The 18,274-nt window shown below is 65.4% G+C and carries 21 protein-coding genes and 4 pseudogenes; 11 read left to right on the top strand and 14 right to left on the bottom strand.

All coding sequences use genetic code 11. The annotated features are described in order from the left end of the window. Window positions 1–69 precede the first annotated feature (69 nt). Window positions 70–168, top strand: coding sequence for an SWIB/MDM2 domain-containing protein (locus tag C8D93_RS21320; protein ID WP_366515919.1), 99 nt, complete (start codon window positions 70–72; stop codon window positions 166–168). 62 nt (window positions 169–230) lie between these two features. Here C8D93_RS21320 and C8D93_RS03750 read toward each other — a convergent pair whose 3' ends face one another. Continuing rightward, complete coding sequence (locus tag C8D93_RS03750) at window positions 231–1,241, bottom strand: DNA-binding protein (protein WP_110263786.1); 1,011 nt, start codon at window positions 1,239–1,241, stop codon at window positions 231–233. A gap of 113 nt (window positions 1,242–1,354) precedes the next feature. Here C8D93_RS03750 and C8D93_RS03745 point away from each other — a divergent pair, with 113 nt between their 5' ends. Both C8D93_RS03745 and C8D93_RS21055 read left to right on the top strand, forming a co-directional pair. After that, window positions 1,355–2,464 (top strand): site-specific integrase, encoded by a 1,110-nt coding sequence (locus C8D93_RS03745; protein WP_110263785.1) that lies wholly within the window; start codon window positions 1,355–1,357, stop codon window positions 2,462–2,464. A gap of 53 nt (window positions 2,465–2,517) precedes the next feature. Continuing rightward, window positions 2,518–2,775, top strand: a pseudogene (locus C8D93_RS21055) (SDR family NAD(P)-dependent oxidoreductase); the annotation flags it as partial. Window positions 2,776–2,804: 29 nt separating this feature from the next. Here C8D93_RS21055 and C8D93_RS03735 read toward each other — a convergent pair. After that, window positions 2,805–3,083, bottom strand: coding sequence for a hypothetical protein (locus tag C8D93_RS03735; RefSeq protein WP_110263784.1), 279 nt, complete (start codon window positions 3,081–3,083; stop codon window positions 2,805–2,807). After that, window positions 3,059–3,280 (bottom strand): annotated as a pseudogene (locus tag C8D93_RS03730) (transposase domain-containing protein); the annotation flags it as partial. The pseudogene C8D93_RS03730 and the gene C8D93_RS03735, both read right to left, overlap by 25 nt. 22 nt (window positions 3,281–3,302) lie before the next feature. On the opposite strand from C8D93_RS03730, the pseudogene C8D93_RS03725 reads away from it, so the two are divergent. Then, window positions 3,303–3,500 (top strand): annotated as a pseudogene (locus C8D93_RS03725) (transposase domain-containing protein); the annotation flags it as partial. Between the two features lie 39 nt (window positions 3,501–3,539). Here C8D93_RS03725 and C8D93_RS21420 read toward each other — a convergent pair. From C8D93_RS21420 to C8D93_RS03710, 3 genes and pseudogenes are all read right to left on the bottom strand, one after another. Next, window positions 3,540–3,781, bottom strand: a pseudogene (locus C8D93_RS21420) (GMC family oxidoreductase); the annotation flags it as partial. A gap of 17 nt (window positions 3,782–3,798) precedes the next feature. Further along, window positions 3,799–5,139 (bottom strand): cytochrome P450, encoded by a 1,341-nt coding sequence (locus C8D93_RS03715; RefSeq protein WP_211307189.1) that lies wholly within the window; start codon window positions 5,137–5,139, stop codon window positions 3,799–3,801. 86 nt (window positions 5,140–5,225) lie between these two features. After that, window positions 5,226–5,546: a 2Fe-2S iron-sulfur cluster-binding protein gene (locus C8D93_RS03710; RefSeq protein WP_110263783.1), complete on the bottom strand. Its 321-nt coding sequence runs from the start codon at window positions 5,544–5,546 to the stop codon at window positions 5,226–5,228. Between the two features lie 122 nt (window positions 5,547–5,668). Here C8D93_RS03710 and cypR point away from each other — a divergent pair, with 122 nt between their 5' ends. From cypR to C8D93_RS03675, 7 genes are all read left to right on the top strand, one after another. Then, the gene (gene cypR / locus C8D93_RS03705) at window positions 5,669–6,742 is read left to right on the top strand and encodes a transcriptional regulator CypR (RefSeq protein ID WP_110263782.1); all 1,074 of its coding nucleotides are present in this window, start codon (window positions 5,669–5,671) and stop codon (window positions 6,740–6,742) included. A gap of 175 nt (window positions 6,743–6,917) precedes the next feature. Continuing rightward, the gene (locus C8D93_RS03700; RefSeq protein ID WP_110263781.1) at window positions 6,918–7,592 is read left to right on the top strand and encodes a transglutaminase-like domain-containing protein; all 675 of its coding nucleotides are present in this window, start codon (window positions 6,918–6,920) and stop codon (window positions 7,590–7,592) included. Then, window positions 7,592–8,077: a PaaI family thioesterase gene (locus tag C8D93_RS03695; protein WP_110263780.1), complete on the top strand. Its 486-nt coding sequence runs from the start codon at window positions 7,592–7,594 to the stop codon at window positions 8,075–8,077. The genes C8D93_RS03700 and C8D93_RS03695 overlap by 1 nt, the downstream gene beginning before the upstream one ends. Beyond that, window positions 8,074–8,538, top strand: a complete 465-nt coding sequence (locus C8D93_RS03690) for a PaaI family thioesterase (RefSeq protein WP_110263779.1) — start codon at window positions 8,074–8,076, stop codon at window positions 8,536–8,538. Before C8D93_RS03695 ends, C8D93_RS03690 begins: the two co-directional genes overlap by 4 nt. A 23-nt stretch (window positions 8,539–8,561) precedes the next feature. Further along, window positions 8,562–10,040 carry an acetyl-CoA acetyltransferase gene (locus C8D93_RS03685; RefSeq protein WP_211307172.1) on the top strand — a complete coding sequence of 493 codons (1,479 nt, stop codon included), beginning with the start codon at window positions 8,562–8,564 and terminating at the stop codon, window positions 10,038–10,040. A gap of 16 nt (window positions 10,041–10,056) precedes the next feature. Then, window positions 10,057–11,244 carry an acyl-CoA dehydrogenase family protein gene (locus tag C8D93_RS03680; protein WP_211307171.1) on the top strand — a complete coding sequence of 396 codons (1,188 nt, stop codon included), beginning with the start codon at window positions 10,057–10,059 and terminating at the stop codon, window positions 11,242–11,244. Then, window positions 11,216–12,139, top strand: coding sequence for an alpha/beta fold hydrolase (locus tag C8D93_RS03675; RefSeq protein ID WP_110263776.1), 924 nt, complete (start codon window positions 11,216–11,218; stop codon window positions 12,137–12,139). Before C8D93_RS03680 ends, C8D93_RS03675 begins: the two co-directional genes overlap by 29 nt. Before the next feature lie 171 nt (window positions 12,140–12,310). On the opposite strand, the gene C8D93_RS03670 is transcribed toward C8D93_RS03675, so the two are convergent. The 8 genes from C8D93_RS03670 to C8D93_RS03640 are packed head-to-tail and all read right to left on the bottom strand — an operon-like array spanning window position 12,311 to window position 18,169. Beyond that, complete coding sequence (locus tag C8D93_RS03670) at window positions 12,311–13,726, bottom strand: tetratricopeptide repeat protein (RefSeq protein WP_110263775.1); 1,416 nt, start codon at window positions 13,724–13,726, stop codon at window positions 12,311–12,313. After that, window positions 13,723–14,406 carry an energy transducer TonB gene (locus tag C8D93_RS03665; protein WP_110263774.1) on the bottom strand — a complete coding sequence of 228 codons (684 nt, stop codon included), beginning with the start codon at window positions 14,404–14,406 and terminating at the stop codon, window positions 13,723–13,725. Before C8D93_RS03665 ends, C8D93_RS03670 begins: the two co-directional genes overlap by 4 nt. A gap of 5 nt (window positions 14,407–14,411) precedes the next feature. Further along, window positions 14,412–14,822, bottom strand: a complete 411-nt coding sequence (locus C8D93_RS03660) for an ExbD/TolR family protein (protein WP_110263773.1) — start codon at window positions 14,820–14,822, stop codon at window positions 14,412–14,414. Then, window positions 14,822–15,229 (bottom strand): ExbD/TolR family protein, encoded by a 408-nt coding sequence (locus C8D93_RS03655; protein WP_110263772.1) that lies wholly within the window; start codon window positions 15,227–15,229, stop codon window positions 14,822–14,824. The genes C8D93_RS03660 and C8D93_RS03655 overlap by 1 nt, the downstream gene beginning before the upstream one ends. A gap of 2 nt (window positions 15,230–15,231) precedes the next feature. Continuing rightward, complete coding sequence (locus C8D93_RS20345; RefSeq protein ID WP_146216496.1) at window positions 15,232–15,477, bottom strand: hypothetical protein; 246 nt, start codon at window positions 15,475–15,477, stop codon at window positions 15,232–15,234. After that, window positions 15,474–16,028, bottom strand: a complete 555-nt coding sequence (locus tag C8D93_RS03650) for a MotA/TolQ/ExbB proton channel family protein (protein WP_110263771.1) — start codon at window positions 16,026–16,028, stop codon at window positions 15,474–15,476. Before C8D93_RS03650 ends, C8D93_RS20345 begins: the two co-directional genes overlap by 4 nt. A 15-nt stretch (window positions 16,029–16,043) precedes the next feature. Next, window positions 16,044–17,429 carry a MotA/TolQ/ExbB proton channel family protein gene (locus C8D93_RS03645; RefSeq protein ID WP_211307170.1) on the bottom strand — a complete coding sequence of 462 codons (1,386 nt, stop codon included), beginning with the start codon at window positions 17,427–17,429 and terminating at the stop codon, window positions 16,044–16,046. After that, window positions 17,426–18,169 carry a DUF3450 domain-containing protein gene (locus C8D93_RS03640; RefSeq protein WP_170123875.1) on the bottom strand — a complete coding sequence of 248 codons (744 nt, stop codon included), beginning with the start codon at window positions 18,167–18,169 and terminating at the stop codon, window positions 17,426–17,428. Before C8D93_RS03640 ends, C8D93_RS03645 begins: the two co-directional genes overlap by 4 nt. Window positions 18,170–18,274: the final 105 nt, after the last annotated feature.

Raw genomic sequence — 18,274 nt, 5'->3', positions numbered from 1 at the left:
TTGGCGAAAATCCGCCGGGTACGGCGCTCGACTCTTGGGCATATCGGACTCCTTCTCTCAAAAGATCAGGTGTCCGCGAGAACGGGTCAACTCCAGGCCATCTTCGGCGGCAAGTCGAGCGTCAGCATGTTCGAGATGACCAAGCTGGTCAGCAAGCACATCAGCTGAGGATCGGGATCGAGGGCGGCGGTGCCGTCGCCCTATCCTTCGGGCAGCGCCGTCTCTGGTGGCTATTTCGCCTTCTGCAGCCGGCGGATTTCTGTCTTGGCCTCATCGAGCTGGCTTTGCAGCGCTGACAGGCGACCTTCGAGCTTTGCCGCTTCGCGCATGGCCTCATCGCGGTCGCGGCGGTGCTGGTCCGCCGAGGCGATCAGGGCCTCAACCTCCGACCGGGCGCGATCAAGATCCGCCTGGCGCGAGGCGAGGTCCTTGGCGGCAAGCTCCTGCGCCCTGGCGGTGGCGGTCTCGGCGGCCGTCAGGCTGTCCTTGACCTTGGCCAGATCGCGCTGCGTCGACGTCAGCTCGGCGCGCAGGGACGCGTTGAGCTTCAGGGCCTCTGAGAGGTTGGCCTCCAGCGTCGCCGCATGCTTCTCGGCTGCTGCAGCTTCGCGCTCACGGTCCTGAACCAAGCGCTGGAACTGCGTTTTCTGTTCCTCGAGTCGACCGAGGAAATGCCGTTCGTTGCCTTCGGCTTGTTCGCGCAGGCGCTTGAGTTCGGCGGTCTGTTTCTGTGAGGCGCGTTCGCGCTCTTCTTCGGCCGCGCGGAGTTGCGCTTCAGCGGCCGTTGCGCGGGTGGTTTGGCTGGCCAATTCTTTCTCTGCAACCGCCAGCTTTGTGGACGCGGCCTTGTGCTGGTCGCGAAGGCGATCCAGATCGCCGTTCAGATCTGCGACGCGTTGCTGCATCGCCGATCGTTCAGCCTCGAAATCCCGGCGCTCCTGGGCCAGCTTGTCGCGGTCCTCGGTGAGCTGCTGCTGCGCCGAGGCACGCTCTGCTGTCAGCTCCTCAACCGCGGTTGCGCGGACCTTCTCGTAGAGCTCCGCAGCGGCGGTTGCGATCGGCGCCGGCAAATGGAGTCGCGCCGGCAGTGTCTGGTAGTACTGCTTGAGCAGCGTGTTGACCGTGTTCGGCGAACCCGTGCCGAGGATCTTGCGCACGCCGTCGACGGTCGGCCGTTCGCCGCCGGCAAGCAGCTCGTCGGCGGCCCGGGTGATATCGGCCAAAGTGACTCCGGTGCGCATGTTTCCGTCTCCCGATTTTCAAAATGCCGATGAATCTGCTATACCTACGTTAAGTGTTCGTTAACGTAGGTATAGCACTTATATCGTATTGAATAATACAGAATACATAATTTATGAACAACGACCTAGACCTTTTCGACACTGGCAGCGTTCCCGACCAGCTAGCCCGCATCCCCGCCGATCCCGCGGAGATTCAGCGCGGCGTCGAGGACGCTGTGCGCGCGATTCACTTCATCGCGAAGCCGACGAACACTTGGAAAGCCTATGAGAAAGCGCTCCGGTATATCGGCGCTTGGTGCCTGGTGCGCTTCGGCGAGCAGTTGACGCTGCCAGTCTCGATTGCGCGCGTCCAGACGTTCGTGATCGATCATTTTGGACGCCCAGAACGTGTCCAAGTCGACGGGACCCTGCGGCTGGTGATCCACGATGCGATGCCGTCGGACGTCGATGCGGCGCTGGTGGCCGCCGGCTACAAGACCGAGCTCGGTCGTCATCGAATGACGACGGTGGATCAGCGTCTGGCGGTCCTGTCCTGGGCGCATCAGCAGAAGCAGCTCGACAGTCCGGTCCAGGATCCCACGGTGCGCCGGCTGTTGTCGGCCTGCCGCAAGCTCGCACTAGAATACGGCGAAGGCCCCAAGTCGAAGACGGCCGCGACGCTGGACGCCCTGGATCTCATGCTGGCGACCTGCGATGAGTCGCTGGAGGGTTTGCGCGATCGCGCCCTGCTCCTCTTTGGCTGGGCCAGCGGCGGCCGGCGCCGTTCTGAGATTGCCAAGGCGGAGGTACGGGACTTCGAGTGGATTGGCCCTAGCCAAGCAGTCTTCCGGATGCGGCAGTCGAAGACCGGTGATCACACGCCAAAGCCCGTCGTCGATGAGACGGCAGCCGCATTGACGTCCTGGCTGAAGGCAGCTGAGATCACCGAGGGCGCGGTGTTTCGCCGGCTTTGGCGATCCACGAAAGTCGGCGAAGCGCTCTCCCCGCATGCCATTGCGGCGATTGTGCAGCGGCGCGCCCTACTCGCTGGACTGCCGGGGAATTTCGCGGGCCACAGCCTGCGCCGCGGGTTCGTCACCGAGGCGAGCATGCACGATGTGCCGCTGGCCGAGACGATGGCGCTGACCGGGCACCGCCTTGTGAAGAGTGTGATTCGATACTCGGAGGTTGGCGATGTGCTCAAGAGCAAGGCGTCAACGCTGCATCGACGATCCAAACCGTAGTGACGGTTGCTCTTGCCGCCTGTTCCATTCGGAACCGGTCCGCTACTCCTCGCGCATCTCTACCGCATCTGGCAGCCGGCGGACGCATCGTGAACATCGGCGCCGCCGGCGCGGTGAAGGCTGCGGCAGGCATGGGCGCCTACTCTGCATCCAAGGCAGGCGTCGCGCGGCTCTCCGAGGCGCTGGCGGACAAACTCAAGGCGCGTGAGATCACGGTAAACGCCGTGCTGCCCGGCAACATCGACACGCTGACGAATCGCGTCGACATGCCGGACGCCGATCACGCGTGCCGGGTGACGCCACAGGCGTTGGGTAAACGTCCGGTCGCTACCGGCTTGACTCACGTAGGCTTGTCGTAGACCTCGTTGGTGTAGATCTGATGCTCGTACGCGCGCTCGATGGCGCGATCGAGGCGGACCAAGAGCTGCGCGAGCGATTCACCCTTGCGCCGGACCAGCGTTGCCAGATGCTGGTCTTCGGCGGCGGCGGTGGCGACACACGGATGGTCCTCGACTCGACCGAGCGTGATGTCGCCGTAGCCCGTCGTCCGCAGATGCTCGATGTACTGGAGATCGGGAAGAGCCAGTGCTGATTTCAGACGGCGCTTTCCTGCGGACACGGGGTCAGCGCCTCGGCGACATGCCACGGCAGCAGGGCGTCGATCTGGTTGATCGGATGCTCGGCGATGCGCTCGAGGACATGGCGCAGATAGGCTTCGGGATTGAGGCCGTTGAGTGTAGCCGTGCCGATCAGGCTGTAGATCGCGGCGGCGCGTTCGCCGACGCTGTCAGCGCCGGCAAACAGATAATTCTTGCGGCTATAAGAAGTGTCTCACAACCGCAAGAACTGGCTCTTCGTCGGCTCGGAAGGTGCCGGTCGTCGCGCGGCCGCCGTCATGAGTCTGCTCGCCACCGCCAAGGCCAACGGCCACGATCCGCATGCGTGGCTGCTCGAGGTGCTCACGCGCCTGCCCACCACGCTCAACTCGCAGATCGGCGGACTGCTACCGCATCGCTGGAAGAATACCGCCAGCTGATCACGTCGCGTGTGCAAGTGCCGTGGGTAGACGCTTACGCTGGAACAGCAAACGGTCGTGGATGAGGCGCTGCGGTTCGGTCGTGGACTGCCAGTTGTAGCGATGGCTGAACATCAGTTGCAGGAAGCCCAGCGGCATGGTCACAAACGGGTTACGGCGGCTCTCGGGACCGGCTTCAAGCAGCAGCGCCGAATGGCGGCCGCTTGCAGACAGGCGGTTGGCGACAGCACATCCGCCCGACCGGCGCCAACCACCACGTAATCGTAAGGTTCCGCAGACATATCGACCCGATAGCGCCTCAGCCTTTCGCCGTCAGTTTGACCATCAGCGTTTCATAGCCGCGCACGAAGTTGGACTGCACCCGTTCGGGCTCGCCGACGACGTCGATACGGTCGAAACGCTTGAGCAGCTCCTCCCACAGGATGCGCAGCTGCAACTCGGCCAGTCGGTTGCCCATGCAGCGGTGGATGCCGTAGCCAAACGACAGGTGGTTGCGCGCGTCCTTGCGGTCGATGCGGAAATCATCGGGATTGTCGAACTTGCGCTCGTCCCGATTGCCCGAGGCGTACCACATCAGCACGCGATCCCCCTTCCTGATGGTCTGGCCGCAGAGCGTCACATCCTGCGTAGCGACCCGGCGCATGTGCGCAAGCGGCGTTTGCCAGCGGATGATCTCCGAGACCATGTTGGGAATCAACTCCGGATGGGCCTTGAGCTTGGCGAACTCTTCCGGGAACTGGTTCAGAGCCAGCACACCGCCGCTCATGGAATTGCGCGTGGTGTCATTGCCACCGACGATCAGCAGGGCCAGATTGCCGATGAACTCCATCGGTCGATTGATCATGTCCTTCGTGTCGTCGCTGCTTTGCAGCAGGCTGATCAGGTCGAAGCTGCGGGCCTCGCCGGCCTGGTGACGTGCCTGCTTGTCACGCCAAAGCTTCGAGAACGACCAAGCCATGTCGGCCGCGGCGTCGAACATGTTCTCCTCATCGGCGAACTCGCCGCCGGTCGCCGCCGCCGTACCAGCCGTGCGGTCCGACCAGTCGATCAGCTTGTGACGTTCCTCGTAGGGGAAGCCCAACAGGGTCGCCAGCATGCGGCCCGTCAGCTCCTTGGATACGGTCGGCACCCAGTTGAAGGCTTGGTTCAGCGGCAGGCTGTCGAGCACCTCGGCGGTGCGCGTGCGGATCAGGCCTTCCATCTCCTTCAGATTCTGCGGCGCCACCACATTCTGGACCGAGCGCCGCTGCACATCATGCTTGGGCGGGTCCATCGCGATGAACATCTCCACGGGCATCCCTTCCGGGAAGTCGCCCAGCACGATCATCGGCTCGGAGGAAAACAGTTCGTGGTTCTTGTCCACGAGCAGGATTTCCTCGTAGCGCGTGACCGACCAGAACGGCCCAAAGGGGCTGTTCTTCTGGTAGTGCACAGGCGCCTCATCACGCAGCCGCTTGAAATAGGCGCGCCACTGGTCTTGCCGGTACAGGAACGGGTTGCTGAGGTCGATGTCCTCGAGCGCCAGCGTGTCGACATCGGGAACGGGCGTTTCAACGAACTGGAGCGGGGGCCTGCGCGGGCCGAAGATCTTCTTCTTCGCCCTCACCAACAACTTCAGTGCCTGGATCTGCAAATGCATCGGCACCACTCTGGCCGTGGCGTTGACCAGCTTCGTCTGGGCAATATCGATTGCCTGCAATTGTGTTGACATGGCGTTCTCCACGCTTACATCTGGAACTCGGGCAGCCGAACGGTCATGCCGTCCATCGCCTCGGTGGCTCGAACCTGGCAGCCCAGACGCGAGGTGGGTGCGCGTTCCGGCGTCATCGAGAGCATCTGCTCCTCGTGATCGCCGGGCGTGCCGGTGATCTCAAACCACTCCGGAGCGACGATGAGGTGACAGGTCCCGCAGGCGCATTCTCCACCGCAGTCGCCATCGACGCCGGGAATCGCGTTGTCTACGGCGATCTGCATCAGCGAGGTGCCGGTATCGAACTCGACGACGTGTTCCGTTTGGTCGTGCGTGACAAACCTGATCTTGCCCAATGTCTCTCTCCTTCGGATGGCCTTGTCTCAGGATGTTCCGTGAACCGCAGGGCGCCAGCGAGGTCATTTGTTGACATATTGGGGTCATTTGAAGACACTCTGTTGCGGCCAGCGAAACCCTCATGACGACGATGCAGCAGCTGAACGGTCGACCCCATCGGGAAGCCGACCTCCCCGTCAACTACTCCTGGCTGATTGCACGTGAGCTCGGTCTGGCGGCACGACAACTGCCCCGCTTGCTGAAAGGCACGGGGTTGAGCGTTGCGAAGTTCCTCAGCGAGGACTGCCTGCTCACCACGCCCCAGCAGGTGCGCATCCTGCGCAACGCGATGATGCTGTCCGGCCAGCCGGACTTCGGCCTGCGGCTGGGCAAGCGCCTGACCCCCGCGACCCACGGGGCGATGGGCTTCGCCGCCTTGAGCAGCCCGGATCTGCAGAGCGCCTTGCGGGCGATCCACACTTTCCTGCCCACGCGCGCCAATTTCGTCCAACTGCAGTTGCGTCGAACCAAGGGCTATCTGGAATGCGGACTGAGTTTCCATGTATCGCTGGACGACGACATCCAGCGTTGCCTCGCCGACACGTTGGTGAAAGTGCTGGTGGACTTTGGCGAGTTCGTCGTCGGCCACCCGCTCGACGAAGCCGAGATCGGCTTTCCCCACCCGGCGCCCGACTACGCGGCGGTCTATTCAGACTACCTGACCGGGCAGATTCGCTTTGGCTGCAAGGCACTGACCCTCAAGTTTCCGATCGCGTTGTGCCGTAAACCGAATGCCTCCGCCAATCATGAGTTCTATGGCCTGGCCCTGCAGCAGTGTGAATCGATGTTGGCCCGGCTGCAGCCGCAGCGACCGAGCTATCGGAACCGACTCAAGAAGCTGCTGCTGTCGCATCCTCCCGGAACCCTCGGCGAGGACGAGGCCGCAGCCTCCCTGTTCATGAGCAAACGCACGCTGGCGCGAAAACTCAAGCAGGAACGGTGTGGCTTCCGGGCCGTTCGCGACGAGATCCTGTCTGAACAGGCGGCGAGCTACCTGTGCGACAGCCAGCTGTCGGTCGAGGCGATCGCGGCGCTGATGAACTACCACGACGCCGCCAACTTCAGGCGCGCTTTCAAGCGCTGGTTCGGCCAGCCCCCGGAGCGCTATCGGCAGCTCGGCGGTTTGCGCGCGCCATCCCCCGCGCCATCCCCTTAGAGCCCTTTAGCCTCACACTGAGGGCCGCCCCCGCAGTCTTCAAATGACCCCGTATTGGCACAAAATGACCTTGTGCGCCTTCCAACCTCCGCGCGACGCTGAGTTGGCGTAACGAGTCGTGCAGGCGTTGTTCGCGCCTGACCGCCGGCGCCCTCCCCACCGACCGACGACCCTGATGACTGCTGCCCCCCACGACGCCCTCGCGCCCGGCGCGTTCATCGACAGCGATCACCCCGACATCCAGGCCTTTGCCCGTAGCCGCGCCGGGACCGGGGACGACCGCCAACGTGCCGTGCGGCTCTACTACGCGGTGCGCGACGAAATCCGCTACGACCCCTACCGGTTCTCGCTGGATCCGGTGCATCTGCGCGCCAGCGCCATCCTCGCCGCGGGCAGCGGCTATTGCGTGCCCAAGGCCGGTCTCCTCGCCGCCTGCGCCCGCGCCGCCGGCATTCCCGCGCGCATCGGCCTGGCAGACGTCAAAAACCACCTGGCCAGTCAACGCCTGCTGGCTTTGATGCAAACCGATATTTTCTACTGCCACGGCTATACCGAGCTGTGGCTGGACGGCCGCTGGATCAAGGCCACCCCGGCATTCAACATCGAGCTATGCGAACGTTTCGGCGTCAAGGCGCTGGACTTCGACGGCCGCGCGCATGCACTGATGCATGAGTTCGATGCGGCGGGGCGCCGCCACATGCAGTACCTGGCCGATCACGGCCCGCGCGCCGACCTGCCTTTGGCGGAGTTGGAAGCCGTTTATCGCCGGCATTACCCGCGCCTGCTGGCAGCAAACCACCCCGCCGGCGGCGACCTGGGAATGGAGATCGAGCAGGAAAGGACGCGCTGATGGTAGGGGAAGGCGGCTTGCCGGGCGGCGATCCGGTGGCGGTGGTCCGGCAGTTCGGCGAGCAGGTACCGCACAGCCGGGACCTGGGCATGCAGGTACTTGCAGTGGAAGACGACCAGGTTCGCATGCGCCTGGTCCCGCAACCCTGGCTGCTCGACGACGATGACGCGGCGGACCTCTGCAGCAGCGTTCTGTATTCGCTGGCCGACTCGGCCGCCGGGCTTGCGGTGTACGCCGCGACGCGGACGCTGACACCCATCGCCACCCTGGACCTGCGCATGGATTATCTGCGACCGGCCGCCGGCGACCGCGCGGTGGTGGCCCTCGCCCGCTGTCTTCGCTTCACGGAGGACGTCGCGCTCGTCCACTGTGAAATCCGGTCCGAAGGCCAGACGCAGCCGGTGGCCACGGGGACGGTCAACTTCATGCGCAATACCCAGGGCCGACGCTTTCAGGCCGCCGACGAAGGGGATCAGCGCGCATGACCGACGTCCGCCCGGGGCCACCGATGCGAATCCCTGGCGCCGATGCCGAGGCCGCCTGGCAGATCCTGCTGGCGCGCATCCCCTACGCCCGCCATCTCGGGCTCGAGGTCCGACGGCACGACAGCGGCAGGGAACTCCACCTGCCCTATCGCGAGCCCCTGATCGGCAACATCCTCCTGCCCGCCCTGCACGGCGGCGTGCTCGGGGCGCTGGTCGAGATCACCGCCCGGGTGGCCGCGCAGAGCGCGGACGCAGGCGGGCGGCGCCCGCAGCTGCTGAACTGTGACATCGACTACCTGCGCTCCGCACGGGCGCAATCCACGTTTGCCCGCGCCGAGATGATTCGCCAGGGTCGCCGCAGCGGCCTGGTCCGGGTCATCTGCCGGCAGGACGATCCCCCCGTCGGGCGGGTGCAACTGCTGTTTCCCGGCGCTGCCGGGCCGACACGAGGGCCAAGATGATACGAGGGGAAGCAAGCACACCGGTGCTGGTCGGCGCCGGTCAAATCACCGCACGCGAGCCGGATGATGCCCGCACGCCGATCGACCTGATCGCCGAGGCGGCACGCGCTGCGGCTGCGGACTGCGGCGTGGCCGGCGTGCTGGGACAGGTCCGGTCACTGAGCTGTCTCAACATCCTGGCACCGGCCTATCCCGATGCCCCGGCCAGCCTGGCGCGACGCCTGGGCATCGATCCCGGCGAGCGCTTCTATACCCCCATCGGCGGGAACATGGGCCAATGGCTGGTCGGGTACTACGCCAGGCGCATCGCCAGCGGCGAACTCGACTGCGCCTTGATCGCGGGCGGCGAGGCGCTGGCCACGCAGATGCGCGGCCGGAGTGCCGGCCTGTCCCGTGTGATCGATACCGCAAGCGGCGAAGGCCCGCGCTTGCTCGGGGACGAGCGCGCGCCGACGAACAGGACCGAACAAGGCCACGGACTGGATCTGCCCATTCAGATCTACCCCCTGTTCGAGCAGGCCTTGCGCGCCCGCTACGGCCACGACCCGGTTGCACACCGGCAGATGCTGGGCGAGCTGTATGCGCGGTTCAGCGCCGTCGCGGCCAGCAATCCACAGGCCTGGCGCCGCGAATCGCTGTCGGCGGCCGACATCGCCGAGCGTACGCCCAAGAACCGCATGGTCGGCGCGCCTTACACCAAGCATCTGAACGCTCTCATCGCTGTGGATCAGGCCGCCGCACTGGTGATGATGTCGGCGGCCAAGGCCCGGCAGCTGGGCATCGACCCCGAGCGCTGGGTATACCCCCTGGCCGCGGCAAGCGCCCACGAGCGCTGGTTCGTCTCCGAGCGGGCCGATCTGTCCCGCTCCCCGGCGATCACGGCCTGCGGCCGGCGGCTGCTCGCCGCCGCCGGACTTGCCATCGACGAGATCGATCACCTCGACCTGTACAGCTGTTTCCCCAGCGCGGTGCAGATCGCGCGCGACGCACTGGGCATTGCCGCACACGATCCCCGGCCGCTGACCGTCACGGGCGGGCTGGCATTTCACGGCGGGCCCGGCAACAACTATTGCACCCACGCCATCGCCGAGGTCATGGCCCGCATCCGCGCCGACCGCAGCGCCACCGGCCTGGTCAGCGGTGTCGGCTGGTACATGAGCAAGCACTCTCTGGGGCTCTACGGCGGGCACCCGCCCAGCGGCGGATGGCAGCCAGTCGATACGGCCGGGCTGCAGGCTGAAATCGACGCCGGCCCTGGCGTGGACGTCGTGGAGCAGGCCGAAGGCACGGGCCGCATCGAGACCTATACCGTCATGCACGACCGCACCGACCGCCCGGTTCAGGGCATCGTCCTCGGCCGCCTGCGCGACGGTCGGCGCTTTGTCGCCAACACACCCGCCGATCAGGACCTGCTCGCTGCCATGACCACCGAGGAGTTTCTCGATCAGCCGGGCCGCGTGCATCACGACGGCCGACGTAACCTGTTTACCCCGCAACCATGACGGGGAGGAGACGACGATGATCAGCAACACATCCGATATGCCGTTTGGCCCGGGCAGCGTGGCCGAGCGCATGCACGATATCCGTGAGGCCGCCCGCGTCGTGAGCGAGGGCTTTTCCCGTGCATACATGCGCGAATGCATCGACCAGCACCGCTTCCCGCAGGAGATCTGGGAGACGCTGGGCGAATACGGACTGCTCGGCATCTCCATCCCGGAGGATCTGGGCGGCTCCGGCGGCGGCCAGGTGGAGCTGGTGGCGCTGATGGAAGCACTGGCCGAAGCAGGACTGGTGCTGCCGATGTTGCTGCTCACCGGCTTTGCGCGGGTGCCGATCATCCGCCATGGCACGCCCGAGCAGATCGAGCGTTTCGTCAAACCGACGATCAGCGGCACCGAGAAACTGTGCTTTGCCATCACCGAACCGGATGCCGGTACCAACAGCTTCGCGATGTCCTCGCTGGCGACACGGGAGGGCGATGGCTACCGGCTGACCGGGCGCAAGGTGTTTATCTCCGGCGCGGCGGACGCCAACCGCATGCTGGTCGTGGCCCGCACCCAGAAGGTCGGCGAGGTCGGGCGCCGCACCGAGGGCATGTCGCTGTTCGTGGTGGATACCGATGCGCCCGGGGTGCAGCTGCAGCCGCTGAACATCGATGTCGGTTGGCCCGAGCGACAGTACCTCGTGTTCTTCGACGAGGTCCGGCTCGATGCGGATCGCCTCATCGGCCTGCCGGGCCAGGGACTGGCCGGCATGTTCGAGGCGCTGAACTCGGAACGCCTGCTGGTGACCGCCATGTCCGTGGGCTTGGGCAACTACGCGCTCAAGAAGGCCGTGGCCTACGCCAACGAACGCAAACCCTTCGGCGTCCCCATCGGCGGCTACCAGGCCCTGCAGCACCGGCTGGCCGAGGCCAAGGCCGAACTGGAGGCGGCGCGACTGATGATGATCCAGGCCGCCGCAACCTTCGACGCCGGCGGCAATGCCGGCGCGCACGCCAACATGGCGAAGCTGCTGGGCTCGCGCGCGGCGGTCAAAGCCGTCGAGGCCGCCCTGCAAACCCACGGCGGCTACGGCTTCGACCGGGACTACGACATCATCACCCTGTGGCCTTCGGTACGGCTGATGGAGATCGCACCCATCAACAACGAAATGCTGCTCAACTACATCGGCGAACATGTCCTTGGCCTGCCCAAATCCTATTGACACGCGCGTCGGCATCGCGCAAGACGGGTTCACGGCCCCCGACGGCCGGGAGATCGTCCTGTGGCGCTGGCCGCGATCGGAGGTGCGCCCCACCCTGCACTGGGCCCATGCGACGGGTTTCCATGGCCGGCTGTACGCGCCCTTGCTGGACGCCCTGGCAAGCGATTGCAATGTACTTGCCTGGGACATGCGTGGCCATGGGGCCAGCGCCGGGGCCGCGGATATGGCGACCTTCCGCGGCTGGGAAACCTACTACCAGGACCTCACCGCCTGGTTGGCGGCCCAGGAGGCGCCGGTTTGGCTGGCCGGGCATTCCATCGGCGCCACCACCAGCCTCATGGCCGCGGCCCGACGACCCGACAAGGTGCTGGGCCTGATCTTGGTGGAGCCCGTGATCATGGATCGCTGGCAGGGCTGGCGGCTGTGGCTGGCCAAGCGGCTGGGCCAGTCGCAGCGGTTCTCACTGGCCGCGGGCGCGGCACGCCGCCGCCGGGTGTTCGACTCACAGGCCACGGCGCTCAGCAATTATCGCGGCCGCGGGGGATTCCGGACCTGGCCGGACGAGTGGCTTGAGGCCTATGTCCGTCATGGCCTGGTGCCGCATGAGAATCAGGTTCGCCTGGCCTGTTCGCCGGAATGGGAGAGCACCACCTTTGCCCACACCGAACACAACCCGTGGCCCGGTATCCGTCGCTTGCAGTGTCCGGTGATCGCCTTGGCCGCGGAGCGTGCGTCCACCTTCTCGCCAGCGGCACGCCAGCGCCTGAGTGCTTTGCTGCCTCTTGCTGAAGTCAACACCATCGCCGGAGCGACGCATTTCTTGCCTATGGAGCGACCGGAGGCAGTCCTCGACACGGTACGTTCTGCTTTGCGCATGGGAGCAAGCAGGAATTGAGGAGAGGGTGCGGTCGACACGCGTCGTGTCCCCAGCTGCCGCTCGGGTCTGTCGAGCGATCCGCAGTTTTCAGAAGAAAAGCGAGATGCCCGCAACAGGGGCATCCCGCCAGGGACGCGCCACGAGCCGGTTGGGATCGGCATTGGACGCGAGGGAGAGTCGGTAGGCGAGCTATGCGTGAGCCGTCTCGGCCGCGCGCCCTTCGGTCACGGGCGTGGCCTGCTCGATCTCTGCCGGCTGTGCAGCCGATTCGTTATCAGACTCGACGTCGGCCGGATCGTCTGCGACGGGCGCGGCCTGCGGTCCGGTGGCCGGGTCCTGCTCGAGGACCCGCTTGCGCTCGATCTCGGCGCCGACGAATTTGATCCAGTTCGATGCGATCTCGCCGTGCTGGTCGGATTCGGACGCGGCGATGAAGGTCCTTCTGGCTTCGCTCAGGCGCCCGGCGTTGAATTGCGCGGTGCCCAGCTGCATGCGGATGCCGGCGGGGTCGTCCAGGTCCTTGCCCTTGAGGGCCTGCTGGAAGGCGTCGATCGCCGCGTCCCAGTTGCCGGCCTCGGCGTGCGCCTGGCCGAGGAAGGCGTAGTGCCGGGCTTCGCCGGTCAGCTCGGCCAGCCGCTTGAGCACCGGGATCTGCGCCTCGCGTTCCTGCGCCAGTGACAGCGCCTGCGCGTACAGCTGCAGGGTCTCGGCGTCCGGCTCGATCGCCTGGTCCTTGAAGGCTTTCGTGAGCAGCTGCACCGCCGGGTACGGCACGTCCTCGACCAGGTAGAGCCGGGCCAGATTCAGCAGATCGCCCTTGCTCGTGACCAGGCCGCCCAGGTAGCCGGCGTGCAGCGTCGCCAGCTGCTTTTTCTGCTCGCCCATCAGCCCGTACATGCCCGAGAGCTGCAGCACGTAGCTTTCGCTCGGATACTGCGCGACCAGGATCTCCAGCACCTTGGCGGCCTTGGCGTAGTCGCCCAGCTCGTAGTACACGGCCCGCAGCAGGGCCAGCCAGTTCTCCTTCGGCGCCTGCTGCTTTTGCCGGGCCAGCTTGAGGGCGTCGATCAGCGCGGTTTCGGCCTTCTTGAAGTCCTCGAGCTGGTAGTGCGCCTGCGCCAGCAGCACGTAGGCGTCCGCCGAGGGCTCCGGCACCGTCTTGAACCACTGGTTCAGGACCTGGATCGCCTTGGGGTAGTCCTCGCTGACGAAATACATCTGCGCCAGCGCAAACAGGGTGCTGTCTCTCAGCCCTTCCGGCAGGTTCGGGGTCTTGAGGACCTCGATGTACGACGCGATCGCCTTGGGCGTGTCGTCCTGGTTGTAGTAGACGGCGGCGTAGAGGTTGAACAGCGTCGCGCGCTCGTAGTCGTTGAGCTTGTCGCCCCGGGCCTTGACCACGTCCAGTGCGGTGATCGCCGCGGCGTAGTCCTTGGCGTCGATCGCCTGCTGGGCCTTCTCCAGATCCTTGAAGACCGCCTGGCTGATGAATTGCGTCTGCCTGGTCTGCGGTTTTGAAGGCTTCTTGCTGTCCTGGGCGTGGACCGGCGCGCTGATCAGCAGCGCCGTCAGCAGCGGCAGGATCACATGACGGATGCCCCTCATCGCCGCCGCCCCTCTTCGATCTCGAAGGTGATCAGGTGCTGCACGCCCGGCACTTCGATGGGTCGCCCATTTTCGACGCGCGGCTTGTACTTGAATTTGACCACCGCCCTTTTCGCCGCCTCGTCGAAGATGCCCGGCGGCTCGGATTCGAGCACGACCGGATCCCGGACCGCGCCGGTTTCGGTGACGGTGAATTGCAGCAGCACCCAGCCTTCAATCCCGCGGGACTGGGCTCTGGAGGGGTAGATCGGCGCGACTTTGACGATCGGCAGGTATTCGCCGTCCGAGGCGGACAGTCGGAATCCGGCGCTGGTCAAGCTGCTGTCGACCCGCATCTGGCCGATCTGCACCGCGCCGGCGGTCGGCGCCTGCGCCTGCACCTGCGGCGGCGGCGCGTCCGGGGCGTCTTGCGGCTTGTCCGGCTTTTCCGGCTTGGGCCGCTCGATCTCGAGGTTCTGGTCGCGCTTGATGCGCACGAAGTCGATGATCTTGCCACTGGGACTGTCGCTCATCGCTTCGCGGCCCGCCGCGACCAGCTCGGCCATCAGCCAGTACAGGGCAAACGTGACGATCACGGCAATGCAGCCGCCCAGCACCAGCCTGAGGAAGTTTCGGACCGGGTTGCCGGCGGCGCTGGCGACGGACAGGTCGGTGGTCTGGGCGCTGGCGTGGATCTGCATGCGCCTTACTCCTGCGCCTCGGTGGCCACCGCAATGTCGGTGACGCCGGCGTCTCTGGCCGCGTCCATCACCTGCATCAGCTGCTTGCTCCTTGAGTCCTTGTCGGCCTGGATGATGACCGCACCCTGCGGATTCTCGGCCTTGAGCTTGGTGATCGTGGCCTTGAGCTGTCCGGGCGGGACGTTCTTGCGGTCGATCCAGATCTCGCCGGTGGGCGACAGCGCAATGAAGATGTTGGCCTTGTCCTGCTTGTAGGCGGTCTCGGCCTCGGGTCTTGTGACCTCGATGCCGGCTTCCTTGATGAAGCTCGCGGTGACGATGAAGAAGATCAGCATGATGAAGACGACGTCGAGCATCGGCGTTAAGTCGATCGCGCTGTCGTCTTCGGCTTGCTGGGCGGCGCTAAAAGGATCCATCAGTTCAGCTCCGCAATGGAGACGTCGACGGCGCCGGCCAGGCGCGCGGCGTCCATCGCCTTGATCAGCAGCTCGTTGCGCGCCTCGGCGTGCGCCTGCACGACGACCGGGGCCTCGGGCTTCTCCGCCCTGAGTCGCTCGATGTTGGGGCGCACCGAGCGCACGTCGACGCGGCGCGGGCCAATGAAGATCTGGCCGTCGGCCATGATCTTGACCACGATGCTCTGGCTCTCTTCGGTCGGCGGCTGCTGCTGCACCGCCGGCTTGTTGACCTCGAAACCGGATTCCTTGAGGAATGAGGCGGTGACGATGAAGAAGATCAGCATGATGAAGACGACGTCGAGCATCGGCGTCAGGTCGATCGCGCTGTCGTCCTCTTCCTGCGGCAGCTGGGTCAGGATTTTCATGGTCAGCCCTGCGCCTCCACCGCAGAAAAGCGTTTAACCGCAGAAAATCTTTTAACCGCAGAGATCACAGAGGAGAAGACAACAGAAAGAGAAAAGACGGGCAAGAAAGAAAAGCCCCCTGTCTTGCCGTTCTCCGCGTTCTCTGCGTGCTCTGCGGTTAAATCAAACCCGCCTGCCAAGTGCTCTGCGGTTACATCAAACCCAGTCGCCACCGGCACTGCGGTGAAACGTCGAGCCGTGATCTTCATGCGCGCGCGCCCTCGATATCGATCGTCAGGTGGTCGGCGAGCAGCTCGACTCTTTGCTTGACCTGGGACTCGAGCCAGACGATGACGAAGATGCCGGACAGCGCCCCGACCATGCCGGCCAGGGTCGGGATGGTCGCCTGCGACACGCCCGAGGCCATCAGCCTGGGATTGCCCATGCCGGCAAAGGCCATGACGTCAAACACGGCAATCATGCCGGTCACCGTGCCCATCAGCCCAAACAGCGGGCAGACGGTGACCAGGGTCTTGATCGTCGGCAGGTAGAGTCTTGCGTTGAGGGCCACGCCGGCGATCAGCGCCCGGCGGATCTGGTGGGCCTGCCAGCTCGATCGCTCAGCGCGCTGGTTCCACAGCGCGATGACGGCCTGCTCCTGCTCGGGCAGCACCCACTTGAAGTAGACGAAGCGCTCGACCGACATCGCCCACATCATGAAGATGACCACGGCGATCGCGAGCAGCACCGGCCCACCCGCTTCCAGGAAGTCCTGGATGCGCTCGACGATGTCGAAGAAGCCTAAGAGCAGGATGTCCATACGTGTCCCCTGCTCTTATGCGCGGCCGCCCTTTTCCATGTACTGGGCGATCAGGCCGGCGCTCTGCTCCTGGAGCATGTGCACGACGGCCTTGGCCCTGGTGCTGCAGATGCTGTGCAGGAAGACGGTCGGGATCGCCACGCACAGGCCCTGCACGGTGGTGACCAGGGCCTGGGAGATGCCGCCGGCCATGGTCTTGGGGTCGCCCGTGCCAAACAGGGTGATGGCCTGGAAGGTGTTGATCATGCCGGTGACGGTGCCCAGCAGGCCCAGCAGCGGCGCGGCCACGGCGATGATCTTGAGGAAGGTCAGGAAGCGGTTGAGGCTCGGCAGTTCCTTGAGCACGGCCTCGCCCAGCTTCATTTCGAGGGTCTCGGCGTTGACACCCTTGTTTTCGTGGTAGGCCATCAGCACCCGGCCCAGCGGATTGCCGGTTTGCGGGCTGTCGATGTTGCGGCGCTGGGTCGCGACCTTGGCGCCGATGATGGACAGGGCGATCAGGCGCTCCAGGGCGACCAGCAGGGCCACCGCGCCCAGGGCGAGGATGACGTAGCCGACCAGTCCGCCCTGCTCGATGCGATCGCCCAGGCCCGGGGCTTCGACCAGGCGCTCCAGCAGGCTGCCGCCGGTGGGGTCGAGGTCCAAGCGGGCGACGGGGTCGCTGCTGCTGGCGTAGTCGTCGAGCCGATTGAGGGTGTCGCCGCCGGGCTGGCGCTTGAGCTCGGCCAGGGATTGGGTTTCACCGCGCCAGGAGAGGTATTTGGCCGGGTCCGCCGAGACGACGTCGAACACGCCCACGCGGATGACCTCGCGGTTGGCCTGGCTGCCGTCGGCGAGTAGCACCGGCGCATTGAAGCGCGCGATCTTGCCGGTCTCGGTCATTTCGCGCTGCAGCTCAAACCACAGCCGCTCGATCTCGTCGATGGTCGAGATCTCGGAGGCGCGGCTCATTTTCTTGGCAAACGCTTCGAGAAACTCGGTGCGGTCCGGGTACTGGGCCGAGGTCGGGCTGTCGAAGAAGATGCCCTGCAGGTCGCCCGAGGTCTGCTGGAAGATGCCAAACAGTTCCTTGAGGGCGCCCAGCTTGTCGTCGAGCGTTTGCTGGCGGGTGTCGATTTCGCGCTTGTTGGTGTCGAAGCGGCCTTCAAGCTCCGAGCCACGCTTTTCGAGTGCGTCGCGCCTTGCCTTGGCCTGGGCCAGTAGATTGGCCTGCTCGCTGACCGCATTGGCGAATTCGGCTTCGCGCTGCTGCAGCTGGCCCTGGTCGGCCAGGGTCTTGGTGCGGACCTGCTCAAGCAGCTGGTCGAGGGTGGCAGCGCTGTCGTCCTGGGCCATCGCCGGTGTGGCGGCGAGCAGGCCGGCCAGCAGGAGGCTGCGCATGATCGAGGCGGTACGGATCACGAGGCGTCTCCAGCGGTCGGCAGCGGCAGGGTCAGCAGGTTCGGGGCGGTGAGCTTGCGCGCGACGCGGATGGCTTCGCGGATGGGGTTGCGGTCGGACGCCGGCAGCTTCACCCAGCTCTTGGTGTCCACGTCCCAGCGCGCGCTCTGCGTGCCGTCGAGGGTCTGGTAGTACAGGCCGATGCGGCCCACTCTCAAGAAATCGACTTCGAGTTTCTGGCCGTCGACGTCGACGGCGCCGGTATACGCCTCGATGGTGCGGCCGAATTCGAGCTCGATCAGGTAGGCCTCCAGCACCTGGCGGAATTTCTCGGCCACGGTGACGTCGACCCGGTCGATGGCTTCGAGCACAAACTGCAGGCGCTCGGCACGCTCGCGCGGCAGAAACGGGATGTCCAGCGCCACGAACTGCTCCAGCGCCGAGACCATCCGCAGCATCAACGGCAGGATCTGGCGGTCCACCGTCGTCGCCTGCGCGATGCTGTCGTCGAGAATCGCGATCTCTTCGCCCTGAAGCCGCAGCTGGCGCTCAAGCTGGCGGTTGTAGGCCTCAAGCCCCTCGATCTCGCGCAGCACCGTGCGGTATTCGTCCGCAAGACTGCGGCGCTGCTCGCCCAACGCATCAACCCGGTCCTGGCTCGAGGCCTGCGCCACCAGCCACTCGTTGCCCGCTTCGATCACTTCGGGGACGGTCGCGGCGGGGGCGCCCAGAGACATGGCAAGCGCAATGAGCGGCGCCATGCGGCTCGCCAATCCGGCGCCGTGACCGCCCATTCCATGCCGGCTGATTCCAACCCGTTTCATCTGTTGTTCTCCTCAAACCCGACCAGTCATTCGCTGATCCCG

Source organism: Sinimarinibacterium flocculans, assembly GCF_003201205.1.
In the GTDB taxonomy this organism is placed as follows: Bacteria; Pseudomonadota; Gammaproteobacteria; order Nevskiales; family Nevskiaceae; genus Solimonas; species Solimonas flocculans.
The sequence above is the reverse complement of the archived record's forward strand: the minus strand, read 5'-3'. Positions and strand labels throughout refer to the sequence as shown.